Origin of the sequence: Ralstonia sp. Ralssp135 (assembly GCF_047304345.1) — a bacterium.
In the GTDB taxonomy this organism is placed as follows: domain Bacteria; phylum Pseudomonadota; class Gammaproteobacteria; order Burkholderiales; family Burkholderiaceae; genus Ralstonia; species Ralstonia chuxiongensis.
The window spans coordinates 62550-80602 of the sequence record NZ_JBGLYZ010000014.1; the positions used below are offsets into that span (position 1 = coordinate 62550).

Annotated in this window: 21 protein-coding genes and 1 pseudogene; 13 read left to right on the top strand and 9 right to left on the bottom strand. The window is 62.7% G+C overall.

Going from position 1 to position 18053, the window contains the following annotated elements:
• Window positions 1-31: 31 nt before the first annotated feature.
• From ACCD03_RS12140 to ACCD03_RS12155, 4 genes are all read left to right on the top strand, one after another.
• Window positions 32-1642 carry a glucan biosynthesis protein gene (locus ACCD03_RS12140; protein ID WP_045205378.1) on the top strand — a complete coding sequence of 537 codons (1611 nt, stop codon included), beginning with the start codon at window positions 32-34 and terminating at the stop codon, window positions 1640-1642.
• A 226-nt stretch (window positions 1643-1868) separates the two neighbouring features.
• Entirely contained in the window at window positions 1869-2081 is a 213-nt protein-coding gene (locus ACCD03_RS12145; protein ID WP_413411741.1) for a hypothetical protein, read from the top strand.
• A 447-nt stretch (window positions 2082-2528) separates the two neighbouring features.
• Window positions 2529-3809: a GGDEF domain-containing protein gene (locus tag ACCD03_RS12150; RefSeq protein ID WP_413411743.1), complete on the top strand. Its 1281-nt coding sequence runs from the start codon at window positions 2529-2531 to the stop codon at window positions 3807-3809.
• A 397-nt stretch (window positions 3810-4206) separates the two neighbouring features.
• Window positions 4207-4377, top strand: a complete 171-nt coding sequence (locus tag ACCD03_RS12155) for a hypothetical protein (RefSeq protein WP_413411745.1) — start codon at window positions 4207-4209, stop codon at window positions 4375-4377.
• A 125-nt stretch (window positions 4378-4502) separates the two neighbouring features.
• Here the strand turns inward: ACCD03_RS12155 and ACCD03_RS12160 are convergent, their stop codons facing one another.
• Complete coding sequence (locus ACCD03_RS12160; protein ID WP_316672932.1) at window positions 4503-5384, bottom strand: LysR family transcriptional regulator; 882 nt, start codon at window positions 5382-5384, stop codon at window positions 4503-4505.
• A gap of 166 nt (window positions 5385-5550) precedes the next feature.
• On the opposite strand from ACCD03_RS12160, the gene ACCD03_RS12165 reads away from it, so the two are divergent.
• On the top strand, window positions 5551-6399 hold the full coding sequence (locus ACCD03_RS12165; protein ID WP_413411748.1) for an NAD(P)-dependent oxidoreductase: 849 nt from the start codon (window positions 5551-5553) through the stop codon (window positions 6397-6399).
• Window positions 6400-6505: 106 nt separating this feature from the next.
• Window positions 6506-7471, top strand: a complete 966-nt coding sequence (locus ACCD03_RS12170; protein WP_413411750.1) for an MBL fold metallo-hydrolase — start codon at window positions 6506-6508, stop codon at window positions 7469-7471.
• Window positions 7472-7474: 3 nt separating this feature from the next.
• On the opposite strand, the pseudogene ACCD03_RS12175 reads toward ACCD03_RS12170, so the two are convergent.
• Both ACCD03_RS12175 and ACCD03_RS12180 read right to left on the bottom strand, forming a co-directional pair.
• Window positions 7475-7582 (bottom strand): annotated as a pseudogene (locus ACCD03_RS12175) (EthD family reductase); the annotation flags it as partial.
• A 100-nt stretch (window positions 7583-7682) separates the two neighbouring features.
• Window positions 7683-8657: an alpha/beta hydrolase gene (locus tag ACCD03_RS12180; RefSeq protein WP_325649099.1), complete on the bottom strand. Its 975-nt coding sequence runs from the start codon at window positions 8655-8657 to the stop codon at window positions 7683-7685.
• A gap of 75 nt (window positions 8658-8732) precedes the next feature.
• Between ACCD03_RS12180 and ACCD03_RS12185 the strand changes: the two genes are divergently transcribed.
• Window positions 8733-9155 carry an Rrf2 family transcriptional regulator gene (locus ACCD03_RS12185; RefSeq protein WP_413411784.1) on the top strand — a complete coding sequence of 141 codons (423 nt, stop codon included), beginning with the start codon at window positions 8733-8735 and terminating at the stop codon, window positions 9153-9155.
• A 72-nt stretch (window positions 9156-9227) separates the two neighbouring features.
• Here the strand turns inward: ACCD03_RS12185 and ACCD03_RS12190 are convergent, their stop codons facing one another.
• Together ACCD03_RS12190 and blaOXA are read right to left on the bottom strand one after the other, a co-directional pair.
• Window positions 9228-9671: a hypothetical protein gene (locus ACCD03_RS12190; protein WP_413411753.1), complete on the bottom strand. Its 444-nt coding sequence runs from the start codon at window positions 9669-9671 to the stop codon at window positions 9228-9230.
• 148 nt (window positions 9672-9819) lie between these two features.
• The gene (gene blaOXA / locus ACCD03_RS12195) at window positions 9820-10635 is read right to left on the bottom strand and encodes an OXA-60 family carbapenem-hydrolyzing class D beta-lactamase (protein ID WP_413411755.1); all 816 of its coding nucleotides are present in this window, start codon (window positions 10633-10635) and stop codon (window positions 9820-9822) included.
• 196 nt (window positions 10636-10831) lie between these two features.
• On the opposite strand from blaOXA, the gene ACCD03_RS12200 reads away from it, so the two are divergent.
• From ACCD03_RS12200 to pcp, 3 genes are all read left to right on the top strand, one after another.
• Window positions 10832-12430, top strand: coding sequence for a hypothetical protein (locus ACCD03_RS12200; RefSeq protein ID WP_413411757.1), 1599 nt, complete (start codon window positions 10832-10834; stop codon window positions 12428-12430).
• A gap of 73 nt (window positions 12431-12503) precedes the next feature.
• The gene (locus tag ACCD03_RS12205; protein WP_045205386.1) at window positions 12504-12923 is read left to right on the top strand and encodes a MarR family winged helix-turn-helix transcriptional regulator; all 420 of its coding nucleotides are present in this window, start codon (window positions 12504-12506) and stop codon (window positions 12921-12923) included.
• Window positions 12924-13003: 80 nt separating this feature from the next.
• Entirely contained in the window at window positions 13004-13651 is a 648-nt protein-coding gene (pcp, locus tag ACCD03_RS12210) for a pyroglutamyl-peptidase I (RefSeq protein ID WP_413411759.1), read from the top strand.
• A 69-nt stretch (window positions 13652-13720) separates the two neighbouring features.
• Here pcp and ACCD03_RS12215 read toward each other — a convergent pair whose 3' ends face one another.
• The 3 genes from ACCD03_RS12215 to ACCD03_RS12225 are packed head-to-tail and all read right to left on the bottom strand — an operon-like array spanning window position 13721 to window position 15287.
• Window positions 13721-14347 (bottom strand): FMN-dependent NADH-azoreductase, encoded by a 627-nt coding sequence (locus ACCD03_RS12215; protein ID WP_413411761.1) that lies wholly within the window; start codon window positions 14345-14347, stop codon window positions 13721-13723.
• Entirely contained in the window at window positions 14344-14793 is a 450-nt protein-coding gene (locus ACCD03_RS12220) for a GNAT family N-acetyltransferase (RefSeq protein WP_413411763.1), read from the bottom strand. The genes ACCD03_RS12215 and ACCD03_RS12220 overlap by 4 nt, the downstream gene beginning before the upstream one ends.
• Window positions 14790-15287, bottom strand: coding sequence for a carboxymuconolactone decarboxylase family protein (locus tag ACCD03_RS12225; RefSeq protein ID WP_413411765.1), 498 nt, complete (start codon window positions 15285-15287; stop codon window positions 14790-14792). Before ACCD03_RS12225 ends, ACCD03_RS12220 begins: the two co-directional genes overlap by 4 nt.
• Before the next feature lie 77 nt (window positions 15288-15364).
• On the opposite strand from ACCD03_RS12225, the gene ACCD03_RS12230 reads away from it, so the two are divergent.
• The 3 genes from ACCD03_RS12230 (at window position 15365) to ACCD03_RS12240 (ending at window position 17578) form a co-directional block, all read left to right on the top strand.
• Window positions 15365-15883, top strand: coding sequence for a MarR family winged helix-turn-helix transcriptional regulator (locus ACCD03_RS12230; protein WP_325650581.1), 519 nt, complete (start codon window positions 15365-15367; stop codon window positions 15881-15883).
• Window positions 15884-15986: 103 nt separating this feature from the next.
• A complete protein-coding gene (locus tag ACCD03_RS12235) occupies window positions 15987-16655 on the top strand; it encodes a PadR family transcriptional regulator (RefSeq protein ID WP_253535319.1) in 669 nt (222 codons plus the stop codon).
• A 101-nt stretch (window positions 16656-16756) separates the two neighbouring features.
• A complete protein-coding gene (locus ACCD03_RS12240; protein ID WP_325650584.1) occupies window positions 16757-17578 on the top strand; it encodes a siderophore-interacting protein in 822 nt (273 codons plus the stop codon).
• Between the two features lie 13 nt (window positions 17579-17591).
• Here the strand turns inward: ACCD03_RS12240 and ACCD03_RS12245 are convergent, their stop codons facing one another.
• Entirely contained in the window at window positions 17592-17843 is a 252-nt protein-coding gene (locus ACCD03_RS12245) for a hypothetical protein (RefSeq protein WP_045205394.1), read from the bottom strand.
• Window positions 17844-18053: the final 210 nt, after the last annotated feature.

Here is an 18053-nt window from a genome sequence, read left to right on the forward strand (position 1 = left end):
TTCTTATTCATCAGTCACATCACAGGCACCTATGGTCACACGTCGAACCCTTCTTGCCTCCGCATCCGTTACCGCCACGCTGGCGGCGCTCGGCATCACGCCCGAAGCGCTGGCCGCCAATCGCGTCAAGCTGGGCGATGCCGCGCCGTTTTCTTTCGATGCGCTGATCGAACGCGCCCGCACGATGGCCGGCAAGCCTTACACGCCGCCGGCTACGGCGCCTGCCGACATCCTGGCCAAGATCGATTACGAGGCGCACGGCAAGATCAAGTTCGACACCGCCCACGCGCTCTTTGCCGACGGCCCGGGCCAGTTTCCGGTGACGTTCTTCCACCTGGGCACGTTCTTCCGCGCGCCGGTGCGCATGCACGTGGTGGAAAAAGGCGCCGCACGTGAGATCGTCTACGACGAGTCGTACTTCGACATGCCCGCCGACAGCCCGGCGCGCAAGCTGCCGCGCGGCAGTGGCTTTGCGGGTTTCCGCTTCCAGGAAAGCCGTCTGGGCGACCAGAAAAAGCTCGACTGGAAAAAGAACGATTGGGTCGCCTTCCTGGGCGCGTCGTACTTCCGCGCCATCGGCGAGCTGTATCAATACGGGCTCTCCGCACGCGGGATCGCGCTTGATGTTGCGCAGGCCGGCAAGCCCGAGGAATTTCCCAATTTCACGCACGTGTGGTTCGACACGCCGGCAGACAACCGCGCCGATTCCGTGACGATCTACACGCTGCTCGACGGCCCGAGCATCACGGGTGCATACCGTTTTGTCATGCACCGCACGAAGGGCGTGGTGATGGATATCGACACGGCCATCTTCCTGCGCAAGGACGTGGACCGTTTCGGCATCGCACCTGCCACGTCGATGTACTGGTTCTCGGAAACCGCCAAGGGCACCGCCATCGACTGGCGCCCCGAGGTGCACGATTCCGACGGCCTGGCGCTCTGGACCGGCAGCGGCGAACGCATCTGGCGCCCGCTGAACGATCCGCCGCGCACGATGGCATCTGCATTTGGCGACAACAACCCGCGCGGCTTCGGCCTGCTGCAACGCGACCGGGATTTCAACGACTATCAGGACGGCGTGCACTACGAGCGCCGCCCGAGCCTGTGGGTCGAGCCGCTGGAGGGCTGGGGCGAAGGCGCCGTGCAGCTCATCGAGATCCCGACCGACGACGAGATCCACGACAACATCGTCGCCATGTGGGTGCCGAAAGCGCCGGCGCGCGCGGGCAGCCAATACCGTCTGCGCTATCGCCTGCATTGGCTGGCCGACGAGCCGTATCCGACACAACTGGCGCGTTGCGTAGCCACGCGCATGGGCAACGGCGGCCAGCCGGGCCAGCCGCGTCCGCACGGCGTGCGCAAGTTCATGGTCGAGTTCAAGGGCGGCCCGCTGGAGAAGCTGCCCTTCGGCACCAAGCCGGAGGCAGTGCTCTCTACCTCGCGCGGCACGTTCTCATACGTGTTTACCGAAGCCGTGCCGAATGGCGTGCCGGGCCACTGGCGCGCCCAGTTCGATCTGACGGTTGACGGGAAGGAGCCGGTGGATATGCGGCTGTTCCTGCGCGTGGATGGCAAGCCGCTGTCTGAGACGTGGCTGTACCAGTACCACCCCACCATCAAAACGTCGCAAGTGTACGAATAGAAGAGGACACCTCCGCTTTATTGCGTGAGAATCACGGCCAAAAAGGGAGAGTGCGTCGCAATAAAATCAATGGCTTGCGCTGGTGTTTTGAACAGAACACCATCCACCGCGCAAACGATATCTCTGCGTGGCGACGAGACATGGCACGCGATGGACCTCTTCAGCAAAAGAAGAGGAAGTCTTTCGAGCAATTGATGCAGCACTAAGCCCACCTCGGTGGGCTTTTTTGCGTGGCCGAATCACGCCTGTCCTCGTATCGCCCAAGACCGACGAAGAGAAGAAGATCGCAGAGGTCGTCCGCGCGCGCATGGCCGCAGACGCTGTTCGTCGCCTGCGTGTGGTCACACTGGCGACCGAGCTCGGCGAGAAAGATCTGCTGTCGCTCGCCATCATCACCGGCGATCCGCCGCCCGATTCCAATCAAGCCGGAGAACACTGATGCGTGGTTGAACCCAGAGCCGCGCCCTCTGTCCGTGAAGCTGTAAAACGAGTCCTCAAAAGCCTCACTCCACGCCTCAATGCCCGACGAGGACCACCGCCCAGCAATTGAGTGTCCCTAGACCGTACATTTTTCCGTTTCGTCATGGCGTATTGCCGAAAACAGTATTAAGTGGAACGCAGATTGGCCGATAAGAAGACGTACGGCCCAAGACCTTGCCCAGCTGTAATTGCTTTACCCGAAAATATGAACCTGTCGAGCAAGTCAACATCGATGTCGGCCAGATTGAGGAAATCACGCAGCCGAATGCACCAGCGGTGGAAGGAAGTTCAGCTGCCACTCATACCGTAGCCAAGCAGACCGATGCACTGCGTCGCGCGCGCAATCTTCAAACTTGGGAACGGCACGTTGGCCGCTTGAGCGCCCCGCAACTGCGGTTCCCGGAATTTGGCAACAGAAGCGCGTGCCACCGGTCATTCGTTTTGCGCTCAGTTGTCGAATACGGTGTCGCTCTTCTTGTTTCGCCAATATTTGTCACCACCCGATCTCATGCTCACACCACTCATTCTGGTAGGTATTGTGATCATGTCCTGCCTGATGAGCGTGGGCATCCTCGGTTCGCTGCTTCGGACTGGGGTGCCCGGTATAGGCCGCTGGTGCGTCGCTCACGCACTTTTGGCCACTGCTTTGGCATGGATGTTGGCCGCCGGTGCTCAGCCAGGACAGTTCACCACCATTGGAGCCGCGTTCATTGCTCTGACAGCCTTGCTGTTGCTCGTGCAGGGGATGCGGCAGTTCTTCGGCAAGGCTTACGCACGGCACGACGAAACCGCGGCGTTCGTCATCGCCTTCGCTGCGGTGGTGTACTTTACTTACGTGTCGCCAAACATGGGTGCGAAGATCGCGCTGGTATCCACATTGCTCGCCTATGCAAGGATCGCCGTGGGTACGTTGGCGCTGCGTCACGCGCCGCGTGACGGTGCGCGCTACCCTTATCGATTCGTTGCAGCAGCCGCTTTTCTGGGCGCGTTATTCCATATCGCGCGCGCCGTCGCCGGAGGCTTCGGAGTGCCGCAAATGGCTATGTTGGAGCCCTCGCCCTGGAACGTTTTGTTTCTCGGGCTCGCGATCGTCACATTGCCGTGCATGTCTACCGGGATGGTGATGCTTGCGCATGACCAACTTGCACGAAAGATGGAACAGCTCGCGAGTATTGACGAACTGACCGGTGCGCTGATGCGACGCGACTTCATGGAAAAGGCGAACGCCTTGCTTCGCGAGGCGGCTGCAAAGGGCACGCCGGTGTCGATCGCGATTCTGGACATCGACGAGTTCAAAGCCGTCAACGACGCTTTTGGCCATGCGGTCGGGGACCGGATCCTTAGACATTTCGCATCTGTTGTGTCTGCACGCCTGCGGTCGCGCGACATTCTTGGGCGTCTGGGTGGCGAGGAATTCGCGATTATTTGCGTGGATGCGCGCAAGCGAGACGCAGCCGCTTTAACAAATGAACTGCGGCTTGCCGTCGAACGATCGCCCAAAGATGGCGTGGGCTGTACGTTCAGCGCGGGCGTCGAAAGCGTCATGCCCGGAGATACGTTGGAGGTAGCCTTGGCGCGGGCGGACGCTGCGCTGTATCTAGCAAAGGCAACAGGACGCAATCGAGTCGTCACGGCGCCAGAAGTCGACGAACGCGACGTCGAAACGCTGGAACCGCACCGACTTTAAAGGCCAATTTCCTGAACCGACGATGGCGGAACTGTCGTTTTAAGAAGACCATCGCATCACTTCCCAACTCAAAACCAGTTCAACCAGGCGGCTTTCAATGGAGAGCACATTTCTCCCCTCTCATGGGTGGTTAAGTTTCTTGTCAATCCACTGATAATGAAAGCACGCAGGATGCTCATTGGTCCCTATCTTTGCGTCTCCTGCGCTTTCCGACGCTCATCCGAGGGTGGAGGCGTCAGCGCCCGAGTCGTGTGCAGTGGCGCTTTTTTTCCGGCAGAAGCAAACGTTTAGCGAAAATGCGCAGGGCCAACGTCCCTGCCGCATCAGGGACCGACGTTGAACGATGTCAGCCAGAACAACCTCGCCGGCTCTGCCGCCCGATCCCAGCTGTATTTAGGTGGATCAGGCAGCCCGCCACATCGGCATGCTCATCGTCCTGCAGGCCGACGACGCCAAAGAGCCGGTCGTCATCTCTGCCGGCAGCTATTGGTGCAAGCGCGCCCGCGCGCTGACTGACTTTGCACGGGCGTCGGCGCAGATTTCGCATTTGATTGAGGCAGGGGTGTAAGCGTTTGGCTGGGGCTCGCATCGCTAGGCGAGATGCCTGGAACGGTGCGGGCCAATTGGGTTGGCCGCTATCGCCCGAATGAAATCATCCGACCCATGGATGCGCATTGCGCGCAGAGTGGGCATTCACGGCGATGTGGCAGAGGCATCAAATGCAGAGTTGGCGAGATGTCTGACCATCAAGTCAACGAATGCAGACAAGCGGTTAAGTCGCCTCAAGTCACGGTGGTAGCCCATCCATATCTCGCGATGCGGTGGTTCTGCGTCCAGCTCCAGTCGACGGATACCGTGGGTCTGGTCACCCAGCGGGCGCGGCAGCACCGCAATGCCCATTCCCATCGCACACATCTGCGCTTTGACGTTTCGGTTGTTCGAATGCAGCGCGACTCCTGCATTCGGAAACATTTCTCTCAGCCACGCGGTATCCGGAAACGAACCACTTAGCACATCCGGCGTGATCAGCCGATATCCGCTGCCGTCGCCAGCGATCGGGGCGGGCCCGGTGGCAGACACATAGACGCCATAGCGCATCTGGAGCAACCGCCGTTGGACGATGTCCTGCTCCTCGAACGGGACAATGCGAAACGCTACATCAGCCTCCCGTTGCGCCAGGTTGAACAGGCGCGTTCCGGTGAGCACCTCGATCTGGACTTGGGGATATTTGGCCGCATACGCCGCCAGCACCGGAGGCAACACGTAGGCGCCGAACCAGTCGGCAGACGTCACGCGTAGCGTGCCGTCGAGCGCTTGTTGTTTGCCGGCCAGTCTCCGCTCCATCGCCAGCGCTCCCTCTTCGATCTGCTCGGCAAGCGGAAGCACTCCCATCCCTTCTTCAGTCAGAACGAAGCCGTCCGCCGTCCGCTGGAACAGCACCTGCCCTGTGGCTTCTTCCAAAGCGCGCAATCGCCTGCCCACGGTCGGGTGGCTTAGGCGCAGAGCCCGTGCGGCGGCACCGAGCGTTCCTGTGCGAGCAACAGCAAGAAAGATCCTGACATCACTCCACTCCATGCCACCCCCTTACAAAAATGAACGGATGGTGTTCATTATATTCAGTTGATGAACAGTATCGAACGTTGCGAGACTACGCTCCATCGCATGCCGAACGATCGGCTGCAGCAACGGCCTGGTTGGCTCCGTTCGAGCTAAGGCCTGACTTCTGGAGCAAGCAAAGCAAATGGAAATCGGAATCATCGGCCTTGGTGCGATGGGCCGGGAAATCGCCCGCAACCTGGCTGCAGCCGGCCACAAGGTTGTCGCATGGAATCGCTCGGGCGGGAGCGTCGCAGGCGTGCGAATGGTGGATACGCCAATGCAAGCATTGCAAGCCGACATGGCATTGACCATGTTGTCCGACGACTCGGCCATCCGCAGTGTGCTGATGGAAGGCGATCTGCTGGCGCAGGCAAGACCTGGCTTGGTGCATGTGGTGGCGTCCACGATCTCGGCTGCGTTTTCACAAGAGCTGGCGGATCATCATCGCGCCCACGACATCGCCTTTGTCGCCGCGCCGGTACTGGGGCGGCCTGATGTCGCTGCGCGGGCGGAGCTCAACATTCTTGCCGCCGGTGACCCAGCCGCGATCGATAAGGTCATGCCTGCGCTGGAGCTGATCGGTAAGCGCATCTGGCGCATGGGCGACGATCCGCGCATGGCCTATGCAGCCAAATTGGCGTGCAACATGATGATCAGCTTCGCGATCGAAGCGATGGCCGAAGCGGTGGTGCTGACCGAAGCGCATGGTGTGCCGCGGGAACGCTTTCTGGAATTGATCCTCGGCACCTTGTTTGGCTCTCGCCCCTACCAGACCTACTCCGGCAACATCATCAAGAACGAATACCCGCCAGGCTTCAAGGCGACACTGGGCCTGAAGGATCTGCGGTTGGCGAAAGAAGCCGCACGGGACGCCAACGGCGAGCTACCTATGCTCGACGTCGTTTATGCACGCATGCAGGACGCTGTGGATGCCGGCTACGGCGACCAGGACTGGTCGGCGATGGTCAGAGCCACCTTGGGTGGGAATTGAAGTCCGTGGCCATATTGCTATCAAACCCAACTGCACGCCCGCTGCGCCGCTTAGACGCCGATGCGGATACCGATACAGAAAGACAATCATGAAATATCGACATGCAATGACCAAGCTGTTTGCTCTGTGCAGCCTTCTGACGATGTCCCTGCTGCTGCAGTGCGCAGCCCACGCGGCCGCTCCCTTTGCACGTACATCAGCGCCGGGCTTTTTCCGTTTCATGTTGGGCGCTTACGAGGTGACGGCGCTCAATGACGGCACGCTGGAATTGCCGGTTGACCAGTTTCTGACGAACACCACCGCGCAAAAGGTCGACGACGTGTTGGCCGAGAATTACCTGCAAAGTCCGCTCGAAACGTCCTACAACGCCTTCCTGATCAATACGGGCGCCAAACTGATTTTGATCGATACCGGCGCAGGAAACATCTTCGGTCCGCACCTGGGGAGGCTGGCAGCCAACATGAGGGCATCCGGTTATGCGCCGTCCCAGGTGGATGAAATCTACATCACGCACATGCACGCAGACCATATTGGTGGGCTGACGACGGATGGAGAAATGCGCTTTTCCAATGCGATCGTCCGCGTCAATCGTCGTGAGCTGGATTACTGGCTGAGCGAGGCGAACATGGCCAAGGCGCCGGAGGGCAATCGCGGCGACCAAAAGGGCAGCTATCGCCGTGCCATGGCGATCATGGAGCCCTACATCAGGGCGGGCCGCGTGCAGCCGTTTGACGGCGAGCAAGAGTTGAGCCCCGGCATCCAGGCGTACCAGAGCGCTGGACATACACCCGGGCACGTGGGCTACATGATCGAGAGCCGGGGACATCGTTTGATGGTGGTGGGAGACATCGTCCATGTCGCGGCCGTTCAGTTTGAAGATCCGACGGTCACCGTTTCGTTCGATAGCAACAGCCAGTTGGCCGAACAGGAACGCATCAAGGAATTCACCCGCATCGCCAACGACAAGATACTTTTCGCCGCCGCTCACGTGCCTTTTCCAGGACTGGGGCATTTGCAAGCGGATAAGCATGGCTTCCGTTGGATTCCCATCAACTACTCGGCTGGGAAATAAGTCTCAAAAGACGCAGCGATCCAACCGCTCGACGACGACCTGGCTGACCTGGACCACCGGCACGATGTCGGTGTAGTTGGCGATGTCGCCCAGGATCTCGCCGCAGTGCGGCCTGTCGGATCTGATTGAGGCGCGGGTGTAGTGCACCCGGCCGCGGCCGCCGCTCACGGTTGAGCGGAAGGCCAACCCCGACCTATACGCCAATTGCCCGCTACAGGCCGTGCAGAAACTCGATCACTGCGGTATTCACACGTTCTGGTGCCTCTTGCTGCAGCCAGTGGCCGGCTCCTTGGATGATTTGAGAGCCTCGTAGGCCCGGCACAAGCTTGGGCATCAGGCTGATGATTTCTTGCATGCCAGGTATTGCTAGCCCAGTGTCATATTCGCCGACCAGGTAAAGGGCAGGCGTCTGGACCTGCAGCCCGCTGAAGGCGGCCTGAAGGTCCCAGTTTCGATCGAGGTTCCGGTAGTAGTTCAGACCACCGCGAAACCCCGAGGCCGCAAACGCGCTCACAAAGACTTCGAACTCGTGTTCGCTGAGCCAGGTCGGTAGCGCAGCAGGTTGCGGCAGAGCGCCGAGTAGCCCTGCCTCTCGAGGTACGAGACCGAAAGGGTTAGGCGTGTTGATGTCGCGCGGACCCGCGTCGCCCGATGCCCAGAAATAGAGTTTGCGCAGCGTAGTGGCAACGTCGGCCTCAAACTCTCTCTCCGCGTATCCCGGTTGCGCAAAGTAGTGCGTGTAGAACCACGCCTGCTGCATCACGGGAAACAGTTTGCTCGGCGTCAGCGGAGCCCTGTCCATCATCGGAACTCCGAGCGCGACCACAGCGCGAAAGCGATCCGGCCGCACCAGCGCAGCCTGCCATGCAATGGTTGCGCCCCAGTCATTGCCCACCACGACCGCGTTTTGCTCTCCTAGAGCCTCGACGAGCCCCACAAGATCACCAATGATATCCAGCGTCGTGTACCGCGCTTGCTCAGCCGGACAATCACTTCGGCCGAAACCGCGCATATCTGGGGCGACCGCGCGAAATCCCGCGCTCGATAACGCAGCCAACTGGTGCCGCCATGCGTAAGACGTCTCGGGAAACCCATGAAGAAGCAGCACCAGTGGCCCCGCTCCCTGTTCGGCGACACCCAAGCGGATGCCATTGGTTTCAATGAAGGTCTGGGTGAATGTCTGCATGGTCACGCTCCAATCGTTGCCGAAAACCGCGACAAATCGTAACATCAAATGTCACAATTAACCTGCTTGACCAAGATGAAACGGGACACAAGGCTCGCGAGACTTCTCCATGTACTCATTCACATGCACCTGCGTGGCGGCACGACGAATTCCGAGACCATCGCAAGGATGCTGCACACGCAGCCGTCGCTCGTTCGACGCACGATGGCCGCGCTGCGTGAAGCCGGTTATGTCGAATCAATAGCGGGCCCCGGAGGTGGTTGGTCGCTGGCCCGAGAACTGAGCGACCTTACTGTGCGTGACGTATATGCGGCTATCGCGCATAAGAGCGCATTCTCGATCGGCAGAGCCGAGGACAACCCGGCTTGCCCTGTGGAATCAGCGGTCAACCGATTCCTCGACGACGCGCTGGGGGCGGCAGAAGCCGCATTGCTCAATCATCTGTCCCAGATGCGCCTCTCCGACATCGCCGAGTGCGTGAGGGCGCAAGATGATTGAGGCTCTCATGTCCATCCCTGTTCAATCGCCATCGCGGCGGTCAACGAATCAGGTGTGGCATTCCCGCCTTTTTTACTGGTAGGAAACTGTCACCACCGCGAGCGCTGATTCCACTCCCGGCGCGCGCGACAAAGTCAGCGTGCCGTTGTTTGCCGCCAGCAAGCTGGCCTTGAAGCCGGCGTACTTGACGAGCACGTCCGGCTTGCCGCGCGAATCGCCCACTCGCAGGGGCTTGAGCGATGACGCCGCGCGCGCCTCCACCGACACATCAACCGGCACCACCCGCACCGCAGCCGAGCGAAAGTCCAACACCACTTGATCGCCGGACGCGGATTCGCGCGCCTGCAACGCGTTTCCCGCACCGATTGACTGCTGCACAGGCTGCACGCGAAACCCGGCCTGGACGATGGCGCCAGTGAAATAAATCACGCCGCCCTGGGTGCCGCCCGCCAGCGCGCAACCGGCTCCGAGGGCCGCCACTGCGGCGACGGCCGTTGCCTTGTAGACCTTCAACATGAGGACCCCGATGTGTTGCATCCGGCCGCCTTCAGACGGACCGGCGCAATAGTTTTTTACGATTTTCATCGTCCTCAGGATCGATCTCATTGTGGATTGCGGGCATCCCTGATTGCGGGTCAGACGGCGAAGCCCGCAGCTGCGCCTCTCACGGCGCCGGCCACACCTCCAGCGCCTGCATCAACTGCTTGCCCAGCGGAATACGCTTGGCCATGTCGCCCTCGCGTGGCATGTCGATGTTCAGCGCGAAGGCATACACGCTCCCGGCACGCTCCACCCAGCCGACCCACCAGCCGATTTGCGGCTGGTATTCCGTGGCAACACCCGTTTTGGCATACAGCGCGGCATCGCCCTGCTGCTCGATCAACAGCATGCGGTGGACCATGTCCCAGGTGCGCGGCTTCACCGGCAACTGCTTGAGCGCCATGCGGCTGGTGAAGCGCGCCTCTTCGAATGCGGAAATCTCCAGCGGGCCGCGTAGCCAGAATTGATCGATCACGCTGCCGAGTTGGCGATTGCCGTAGTCGAACGCATCGACGTAGGCCTGCATGCGTTCAAAACCCACGCGGCGTGCCACCTCCTGGTAGATCGGTACCGCCGATAGGCGAATCGCCTCGGGCAACGCCATGTCGTGTTCCCACTGCTTGTAAGGCTGTGGCTTGCCGCCGTAAGGCAGCACCTCCTGATCGTCGCGCACGGCGCCCGTATCGAAGGCGATCAGGCTGTTCGGAATCTTGAACGTGGATGCCGGATGGATGCGCCGCGCGGCCCGCGCCGGGTCGACGACATAGGTGCGGTCAGCGCTGATGTCCATCAGGACGAAGGTGCCGGAGACGCCGGCTGCGTCGAACACGCGCTTGAGGTCATTGCGCAGGACCATCTCGGCACGGGCGGTGGCGGTGCTCATGGCAACGGCGCAGGCCGTGAGGGCAAACGCGAAGGTCTTCGACCAGCGAGAGAACATGAAACGTTCCTTGAAATGGGTGGATGGCTGCCGGCAACCGTCGATGCGCAGATGAGCCAGCGCTGCGCATCGTAGGGAGCGCGCCATGCCGCCGCCAGCGTGCACGCCAAGCCTCACGTCACGCGCGTAACGCCTGTAACAATCGGCTTGGCGCACAATGGCGCCACGTTTTGTTTCGCTTCGCCTGATTGCCTGCATGACGCCGCCTGCCCTGCCCGCCCTCCATGTCGAGCTGACCACCCCGCAAACCGTGGATGGTCGGCGCGCGCCGTTCCAGAGCCTGTGGCTGCTGGTGCGGCTGGCATACGCGCATCGTCTGTCGCCGGAACAACCGCTGGTGCGCCTGGCGGACCTGCGCGGCGCCGTGTCAGACGCCAGCACGCAGCGCATGATGATCAGCCGCGCGTTTCGCGACTGGCAGAACTGGGGCGTGCAGGCCGGCTGGGGCGAACAGCGCGACCGCGAGCCGCGCTTCCTCAACGCAGACAAGCGCAGCCAAGGGCCCTTCTGGCTCACACCCGAAGACGCGGCGCGCGTGGTCTGTGTGGTTGAAGGACGGATTGCCGATGACGCAGATGTGCGCGCCTTCCTCGGGATTGCCACGCCGGATGGCAGCACGGACAACAGCACCGAAGCCAACGCCAGCGCGCTGTCCGGCCCGGCGCCTGGCACGCCCAACCCCGCGTTCTGGCACGCCTTTCTGACCGCGCGCCACGCCATGCGCGAAGGCCGCCTGTTGCATGCACTGGGCGCCAGCGCCGGCGCGTCTGACACCGAGCGCGGCGGTGCTCTGCTCGCGCTGCGCCACGCCAGTGACGCCGCCGACAACGACTTCCAGCGCGCCCTCGTCACCCTGGGTGAGGCAATGGCCGCGCGCCGCCTGGGCGATTCCACACGCGCCAGTGCCCTGCTTTCGCAACTGCGCGCGCACCGCCGGCAGCGGCACGTGCTCGGCAACGATTACCTCGCCGCCATGGAGCGCATCGTCACCGCGTGGTGTGCGTATGACCGCCGCGACCTCGACCTCGCTGCCGGCCTGCTCGCCCGTCTGGCAGATGCGGAGCCCGGCCGCAGCCTGCTGCGCTACCACCCGCAGATCCGCTTCGAGTGGAACAATCTCAGCGCCCTCATCGAGCGCGCCCGCCTGCTCTACGCCGATGCCGACGGCATTGCGTTGGACGTACGCGCCCAGGCCGCACAGCGCATCGTCGCGCAATTCGAAACCGCGCTGGCTGCCGCACTGGAAAGCCAGGCGTCCGACGCTGTGCAGCAGGTTGCCGCCAACCTCGGCATGACGTGCTGGCTGCTGCGCGATGTGCTCGGCAACTTAGCGCATGCCGACGGCACGGTCGATGCCGTCCGCTGGCTGGCCATGAGCGAATGGCAAGCGCTGCGCAATGGCGGGCCGCTGCAATCGGCGTGGAACGCCATCGCGCTGATGCGGATTGCTCGGGCGGACACGTGCCGCGCTGCGCTCACGTTGACCGACCTGCGCACGCAGGCCGGCCCATTTGCAGAAGCCTTTGATGCGCGCTACTGGCCGCAGCGCTGGACCGACGTGGCGGCACTGCGCCTGCGCGAACACGACAGCGGCCGTCATCGCTACGGCCACGTACAGGTGAGCGGCTTGCTGCTGGAGCTGGCATGGTTTGCCCACGCAGATGGCGATCACATCACCGCCCGCACGACAATGGACCGTCTCTCCCAAGCCATGCAAGACCTGGCACCCCACGATCGCGCGTACTTCGTCCAGGCGCTGAAGCAGCTTACGCACACGGCAGAAGCGGCGCCTTAAGCTGCGACCCAAGCAGATAGACGGACGGAAAATTTCGTTGCATAGCTAATGATCAGTCGCTAGACTGCCGCACATGTTCGATCATTGCCTCTACTTCAACACCACCGCACTGGCGCGCTCTGTCGAGCGCGAATGGACTGCCGCGTATGCGCCGTTCAGCCTGACGCCGCCGCAAGGCTTTGTGCTGCGCGTGGTACTTAAACAGCCCGGGGTGCTCAACCGCGAATTGGCCGAAGTGCTGGGCATTGCGCGGCCCACCGCCACACGTCTTGTCGACGGCTTGATCGCCAAAGGTCTGGTAGAGCGCCAACCCTCCGCAGAGGATGGCCGCGAGTGGAACCTCTTCCCCACGGATGCCGCGCGCAAACTGGAAACCGCGTTGCAGGCCGCGAGCGCCAAGGTGGCACGGCGCGTGCGCGAGCATGTCGGCGCCGGGGCGTTCGACGATACAGTGCAGGCCATCCGTGAGGTCCGCAGTGCACTGAACACGTAAAGCAATCGGGGGCGGCATGTGCCGCTTTTTTGATTGGCAAATAGTTGCATCACTACGTATATAACCGAGGAGGAACCCGTATGGTCACCGTTCTCGTCACCGGCATCGAGCCATTTGAATCCGACCCGACCAACCCATCGTGGGACATCGCGCAGGCGCTCGACGGCACGCAGGTGGATGGCGCAGTCATCGTGGCGCGGCAGTTGCCGTGTGTGTTTGGTGTTGCCAACGAGAGGCTGGTGGAAGCGATCGAGGAGACATCGCCCACCCTGGTACTCGCGCTCGGGCTGGCCTCGGGCCGAACCGAGATTTCGATAGAGCGCGTGGCCATCAACGTGATCGACGCGCGCATTCCTGACAACGCGGGAAACCAGCCCGTTGATACGCCCGTGGTGGCCGATGGGCCGGCGGCGTATTTCTCCACGCTACCGATCAAAGCGATCGTGCAAACGCTGCGCGAGGCCGGCGTGCCGGCGGGCGTGTCGCAGAGTGCAGGCACATATAACTGCAACCACCTGTTCTACGGTTTGATGCACCACCTTGCCACGCGCGCACCACACATGCGTGGCGGCTTCATCCACGTGCCGACGACGCCCGAGTTGGCGGCGCGGCATGCGGGCCGGCCAAGCCTGTCGATCGATACCCAGATCAAAGGGATACGTCTGGCGGTGCGTACGGCGCTGGCCACGCAGGCAGATCTCAAGGTGACCGGCGGTGCGGTGCACTGACATGCGTGATGGCAAGTGGCAGCCCGGGCGCTACAGGCCAGCCACGCATTTTGTTTTGCACGACAACCCTCAAGCCACCAACGGCATGAGCAGCATCCGCGCAGCCAGTTCCTGTCGAAAGCTCTCCAAGGCCCGCACGGCGGAATCGGCCCCGCGTGCCGTGTTCTGCAAGCGGATGCCCTCCACCTGATGGATGCCGACCGTGGCAAACACATAACGCAGATACGGCATCAGAAAATCGGTCTGCGCGTGGGCGCCATCGAAATTGCCGCCGGAAGCAGACACCACCAGCACCGAGCGATCGGTCAGCATGCCCACCTTGCCCGTCGGCGTGCGCCGGAACGTGCGTTCGGGCCGCACCACCAAGTCGATCCACGCCTTCAACGCCGAAGGCACCGTGTAGTTGTGCACCGGCGTGGAGATCAGCACCGCATCCGCTGCTTCCAGTTCGCCGATCAGCGTTTCCGACAGCGCAAGCTGCGCGCGGTGCGCCGCGGTGCGGTCGGCATCGGGCATGAGGCTGGCCTCGACAAAGCCGGCATCGGGGTGCGGCAACGGCGTCGCGGCCAGGTCGCGCTCGATGATGCGCAGGCCACCGACGGCTTCGGCCAATTGAGCAATCACCAATCGGGCGCCACGCCGGCTGTGCGAGCGATCGTCGCGGGGGCTCACGGTCACGTGCAGCAGTGTTGTCATCGGGCACCTTCAGGTCGCGTATTCATGCCAAAGCGCAAGGCGCCTGCAAGCAGCCCGTTGCGATAGTAGAAGCGGTGGCCGAGCACGTTGGACAGCGGCGTGTCGAGCACGAGCCGTGCACAGCCCAGGCGCTCGGCTTCAGCCTTGAGGTGGTCCATCAGCACATTGCCGAGGCCGCTGCTGCGCAGGTTGGCATCGGTCACCAGATCGTCGACATACAGGAACGGCCCGTAGACGAGGTTCTCCTGCTGCCGATACCCCGCCAGCGCAACCGGCACGCCCTCGCGCCAGACGGCAATGAGGCGATAGCCGTCTTCCACCTGCCGGCGCCAGCGCGCGGCCAGCTCGTCGGCGTCGGCAAGATGCGGCCGCAGTTGATGCATGACGGGAAAGCACGCGCGTAACGCGGCCTCGTCTTCGATGGGGCGGATGGCGTCCATGGTCATGCTTCCTCTGCGGCCACGGCGGCGGGCACCTGCGGCGCAAAGCGCATCGCAACGGCAATACGGTTCCACGCCTGGATGTTGGCGACGGCGGCCGTGAGGAAGGCAACTTCCGTCCTGGAGAAATGCTCAAGCACGGCGTTGTATTCGTGATCTTCTACGCCGTGGTCGGCGGCGCGAGCCAGCATGGTCAGCGCCTCCGTCCAGGCCAGCGCGGCCCGCTCGCGCGGCGTGAAAACCGCCGGTGTGTCGCGCCAGACTGCCACCAGATCGAGCTTGGCCGGCGCCACGCACAGCTTGCGCGCCAAGTTCAAATGGAACTGCACGCAGAACGCGCAGCCGTTGATTTGCGACGCGCGCAGCTTGACGAGCTCGGTCAGCGGCTTTTCCAGCCCTGAGGCGTCTACCGCCTTGCCGAGCGCCTGCAACGCCGGCGCCACGCCGACGGCGGTGTCGACAAATTCCGTGTAATCCATGCGCGGGGAGAGATCTTCCATGTCTGGCTCCTGCTGAAGGTCCGGGTTGGAGGAATGGTAATATCAGTGCTCGAACATCATATTCGAACTCTGACATCATGAGCAAGCGCACCCCTGCCGCCGGCAAGGAAAACGACCCGCCCCGCAACTCGCCCTCCATCCCCGAACCCGGCCAGGGCAAGCGCGGTGAAGAAGGCTATCTTGGCTATCTGTTGCGCCAAGCCAGCGCCGCTCACCGGCTACGCATGGAGCGCGCCATGGCCGACGTGGGTGTCACGCTGCCGCAATTCCTGGTGCTCACGATGCTCCGGGCCTACACCGGCATCTCGAACGCCGACCTCGCTCGGCTGACCATGCTGACGCCCCAGACGGTAAGCGTGATCGTGACCAACCTGGAGCGCAGCGGCGCCATCACGCGCCGGCCCCACGCCGTGCACGGCCGTATCCAGCACATCGACGTCACACCGGAAGGGTCGGCCCTGCTCGCCGCGTGCCGAGAACGCTCGGGCGGGATCGAGCAGGACTTGCTGGAAGGGTTCTCGCCCAAGGAAGAAGAAGTCGTGCGGCGTTGGCTCGTACACGTCGCAAGACTCGGTAGCGACAAACCCGCCCCCTGATCCGCGCGTCTTTTTCCTCCGCTGTCCTTGACTTCTGGATCGCCGCCACTATCATGCGATGTATCTTAAGATATATCTGATGATGCTCTTCAGGAGAATGGCAATGCGCGGATGGTTTGGACATCACCACAAAATGTGGATTCAAAAACACTTCATGATGGGTCGTCATGGCCATGGCGGACACGGTTTCGGGCGTGGCATGGGCGGCTTTGGCGGCCCCGGCGGCTTCGGGGAAGGCGATGACGAAGGCGGCAGCCCGTGGCGCGGCCGCCGGCTCAGTTCGGCCGACCTGCAGCTCGTGCTGCTGGCGCTGCTCAAGGGCACGCCCCGCCACGGCTATGAATTGATCAAGGCGGTGGAAGAACATTCGCTCGGCTTCTACACGCCGAGCCCCGGCATGGTTTATCCGGCGCTGTCGTATCTGGAAGACCACGGTTTTGCTTCCGTCACGGTCGAAGGCAACAAAAAGCGCTACGGCATCACGCCCGAAGGCGAAACATGGCTGGCCGAACGCCAGCACAGCGCCGACGCCATCCTCGCGCAACTGCGCGCCATGGGCGAGCGCGTGAAGCGCATGAACGAAGCCATGGCTTTCGACCGCGAAACCGACAACGCCGCCGAGTGGACTGACACGGGGCACGACCCGCTGCGCACCGCGCGCTGGCGCCTGAAGTTCGCCCTCATGGAAAAACGCTTCGCCTCGCGCGAAGAACAGCAGCGCGTGGCAGACATCCTGCTACGCGCTTTGAAAGAAATTACCGGCGAGCGGTAAGCGGCAAGCAGCATCCGTCCAGCCGCCCGGGGGATGTTTCATCGCCCGGGGCCACCGCCTCGGTCCCCGGGTCACAGCCCCTGTCCATTTCGCAGCCATCTATGTTTGCCTTCAATCGCACACAAGGTCTCATGTCGCAGCTGCTCAGTTCTGTCAAACCCGCCACACGCCGCATGCGTGTGCGCGCAATCCATACCCTGTCGCCGCGCATGCGCCGCGTGGTGTTTACCGGCGTAGCCGCTGCGGATCTCGCCGATCTAGCGGGTGCCGCACCGGGCGCAGCCATCAAGCTGATGTTTCCGCACGATGCCGCAGGCACCGGCCGCACGCTTGGGCGCGCTTACACCATCCGCCGCTATCACGCCGCCCGTGGTGAACTCGAGATCGATTTCGTCGTGCACGATGAAACCCCCGCCACGCAGCACGGCCCGGCAGCACGCTGGCTCGAACACGCCGCCCCCGGGGATGAAGTCGAATTTGCGGGCCCTAAGCGCGGCTTCCGCGTCGATCCCGCTGCACCGTGGACGCTGCTCATCGGCGATGAAACGGCGTTGCCCGCCATCTTCGCGATTCTGGAAACATTGCCCGAGCACGCGCAGGTGCTGACCTATATCGCCATCGGCGACGCTCGAGCCCGACTGCCCCTCGAGGGCGCCTTGGCAAGCCACCCGCGCAACCGCAGCATCCATTGGGTAGAGAGCGATACGGCGCACGCCGGCGCCATGATGGTCGGCGCACTCAGCGCCCAGCCCATGCCGACCGGCACGCCCCAGGTGTTCCTGGCCGGCGAGGCGTCCTTGCTCAAACAGGTCCGTACGCTGCTCGAAGGCGCCTGGGCCGTCCCGCGCGACGCCATCGACGCCAAGGGCTACTGGACGGCAGGGCTCTCGCGCGAAGAACGCAAGGCGGCCGAGGCGCGTTGATCTTCGAGTCGCCTCAAATGGCGATTTCGGCACTTGGCGCGGCGCCCCGCACCCAATCGCGCAGGAGGCGCTGTCCGTAAAGCAGCGCCGCGTCCATCGCTTCGCGCGGCGAGCCAAACGTACATCCGGGCCGCACCGGTTGCGAGCCCGACAACGATTGCCCTTCCGCGCCGCGGAACACCACCTCGACACGCGCCTCCCAGCCCCGCCCGCCGGCGGGAACCACACGCGGGACGATTTCAACGTCTCCACAGATCTTGTGCACCTTGTTCCTCCATCTGCAGCGCCTGAACGGCGCATTGCCAGCAAGATAGCAACGGACATGCCCATCTGGGCAGGACCGTACGATTTGATCGAGATCAACTGCCGACGCCCGCATCATCTTTAGCCCGTCGCGGGCGTGCCGATGGAAAGGAGGAAAGCGCGTCTCTCGCGCGCCCCTCCTTCCGTCCATCTGCGCCCACGAAGCGCGGCA

Coding starts and splice junctions, on each gene's coding strand:
- blaOXA (WP_413411755.1), bottom strand. CDS start 10,635: ATGTTCTCTCGCTGGTCGAAGACCTTCGCGTTTGCCCTCACGGCCTGC.
- ACCD03_RS12215 (WP_413411761.1), bottom strand. CDS start 14,347: ATGACAACACTGCTGCACGTGACCGTGAGCCCCCGCGACGATCGCTCG.
- ACCD03_RS12185 (WP_413411784.1), top strand. CDS start 8,733: ATGAAACGGGACACAAGGCTCGCGAGACTTCTCCATGTACTCATTCAC.
- ACCD03_RS12200 (WP_413411757.1), top strand. CDS start 10,832: ATGACGCCGCCTGCCCTGCCCGCCCTCCATGTCGAGCTGACCACCCCG.
- ACCD03_RS12230 (WP_325650581.1), top strand. CDS start 15,365: ATGAGCAAGCGCACCCCTGCCGCCGGCAAGGAAAACGACCCGCCCCGC.
- ACCD03_RS12240 (WP_325650584.1), top strand. CDS start 16,757: ATGTTTGCCTTCAATCGCACACAAGGTCTCATGTCGCAGCTGCTCAGT.
- ACCD03_RS12180 (WP_325649099.1), bottom strand. CDS start 8,657: ATGCAGACATTCACCCAGACCTTCATTGAAACCAATGGCATCCGCTTG.
- pcp (WP_413411759.1), top strand. CDS start 13,004: ATGGTCACCGTTCTCGTCACCGGCATCGAGCCATTTGAATCCGACCCG.
- ACCD03_RS12220 (WP_413411763.1), bottom strand. CDS start 14,793: ATGACCATGGACGCCATCCGCCCCATCGAAGACGAGGCCGCGTTACGC.
- ACCD03_RS12160 (WP_316672932.1), bottom strand. CDS start 5,384: ATGGAGTGGAGTGATGTCAGGATCTTTCTTGCTGTTGCTCGCACAGGA.
- ACCD03_RS12225 (WP_413411765.1), bottom strand. CDS start 15,287: ATGGAAGATCTCTCCCCGCGCATGGATTACACGGAATTTGTCGACACC.
- ACCD03_RS12205 (WP_045205386.1), top strand. CDS start 12,504: ATGTTCGATCATTGCCTCTACTTCAACACCACCGCACTGGCGCGCTCT.
- ACCD03_RS12170 (WP_413411750.1), top strand. CDS start 6,506: ATGACCAAGCTGTTTGCTCTGTGCAGCCTTCTGACGATGTCCCTGCTG.
- ACCD03_RS12190 (WP_413411753.1), bottom strand. CDS start 9,671: ATGTTGAAGGTCTACAAGGCAACGGCCGTCGCCGCAGTGGCGGCCCTC.
- ACCD03_RS12235 (WP_253535319.1), top strand. CDS start 15,987: ATGCGCGGATGGTTTGGACATCACCACAAAATGTGGATTCAAAAACAC.
- ACCD03_RS12165 (WP_413411748.1), top strand. CDS start 5,551: ATGGAAATCGGAATCATCGGCCTTGGTGCGATGGGCCGGGAAATCGCC.
- ACCD03_RS12140 (WP_045205378.1), top strand. CDS start 32: ATGGTCACACGTCGAACCCTTCTTGCCTCCGCATCCGTTACCGCCACG.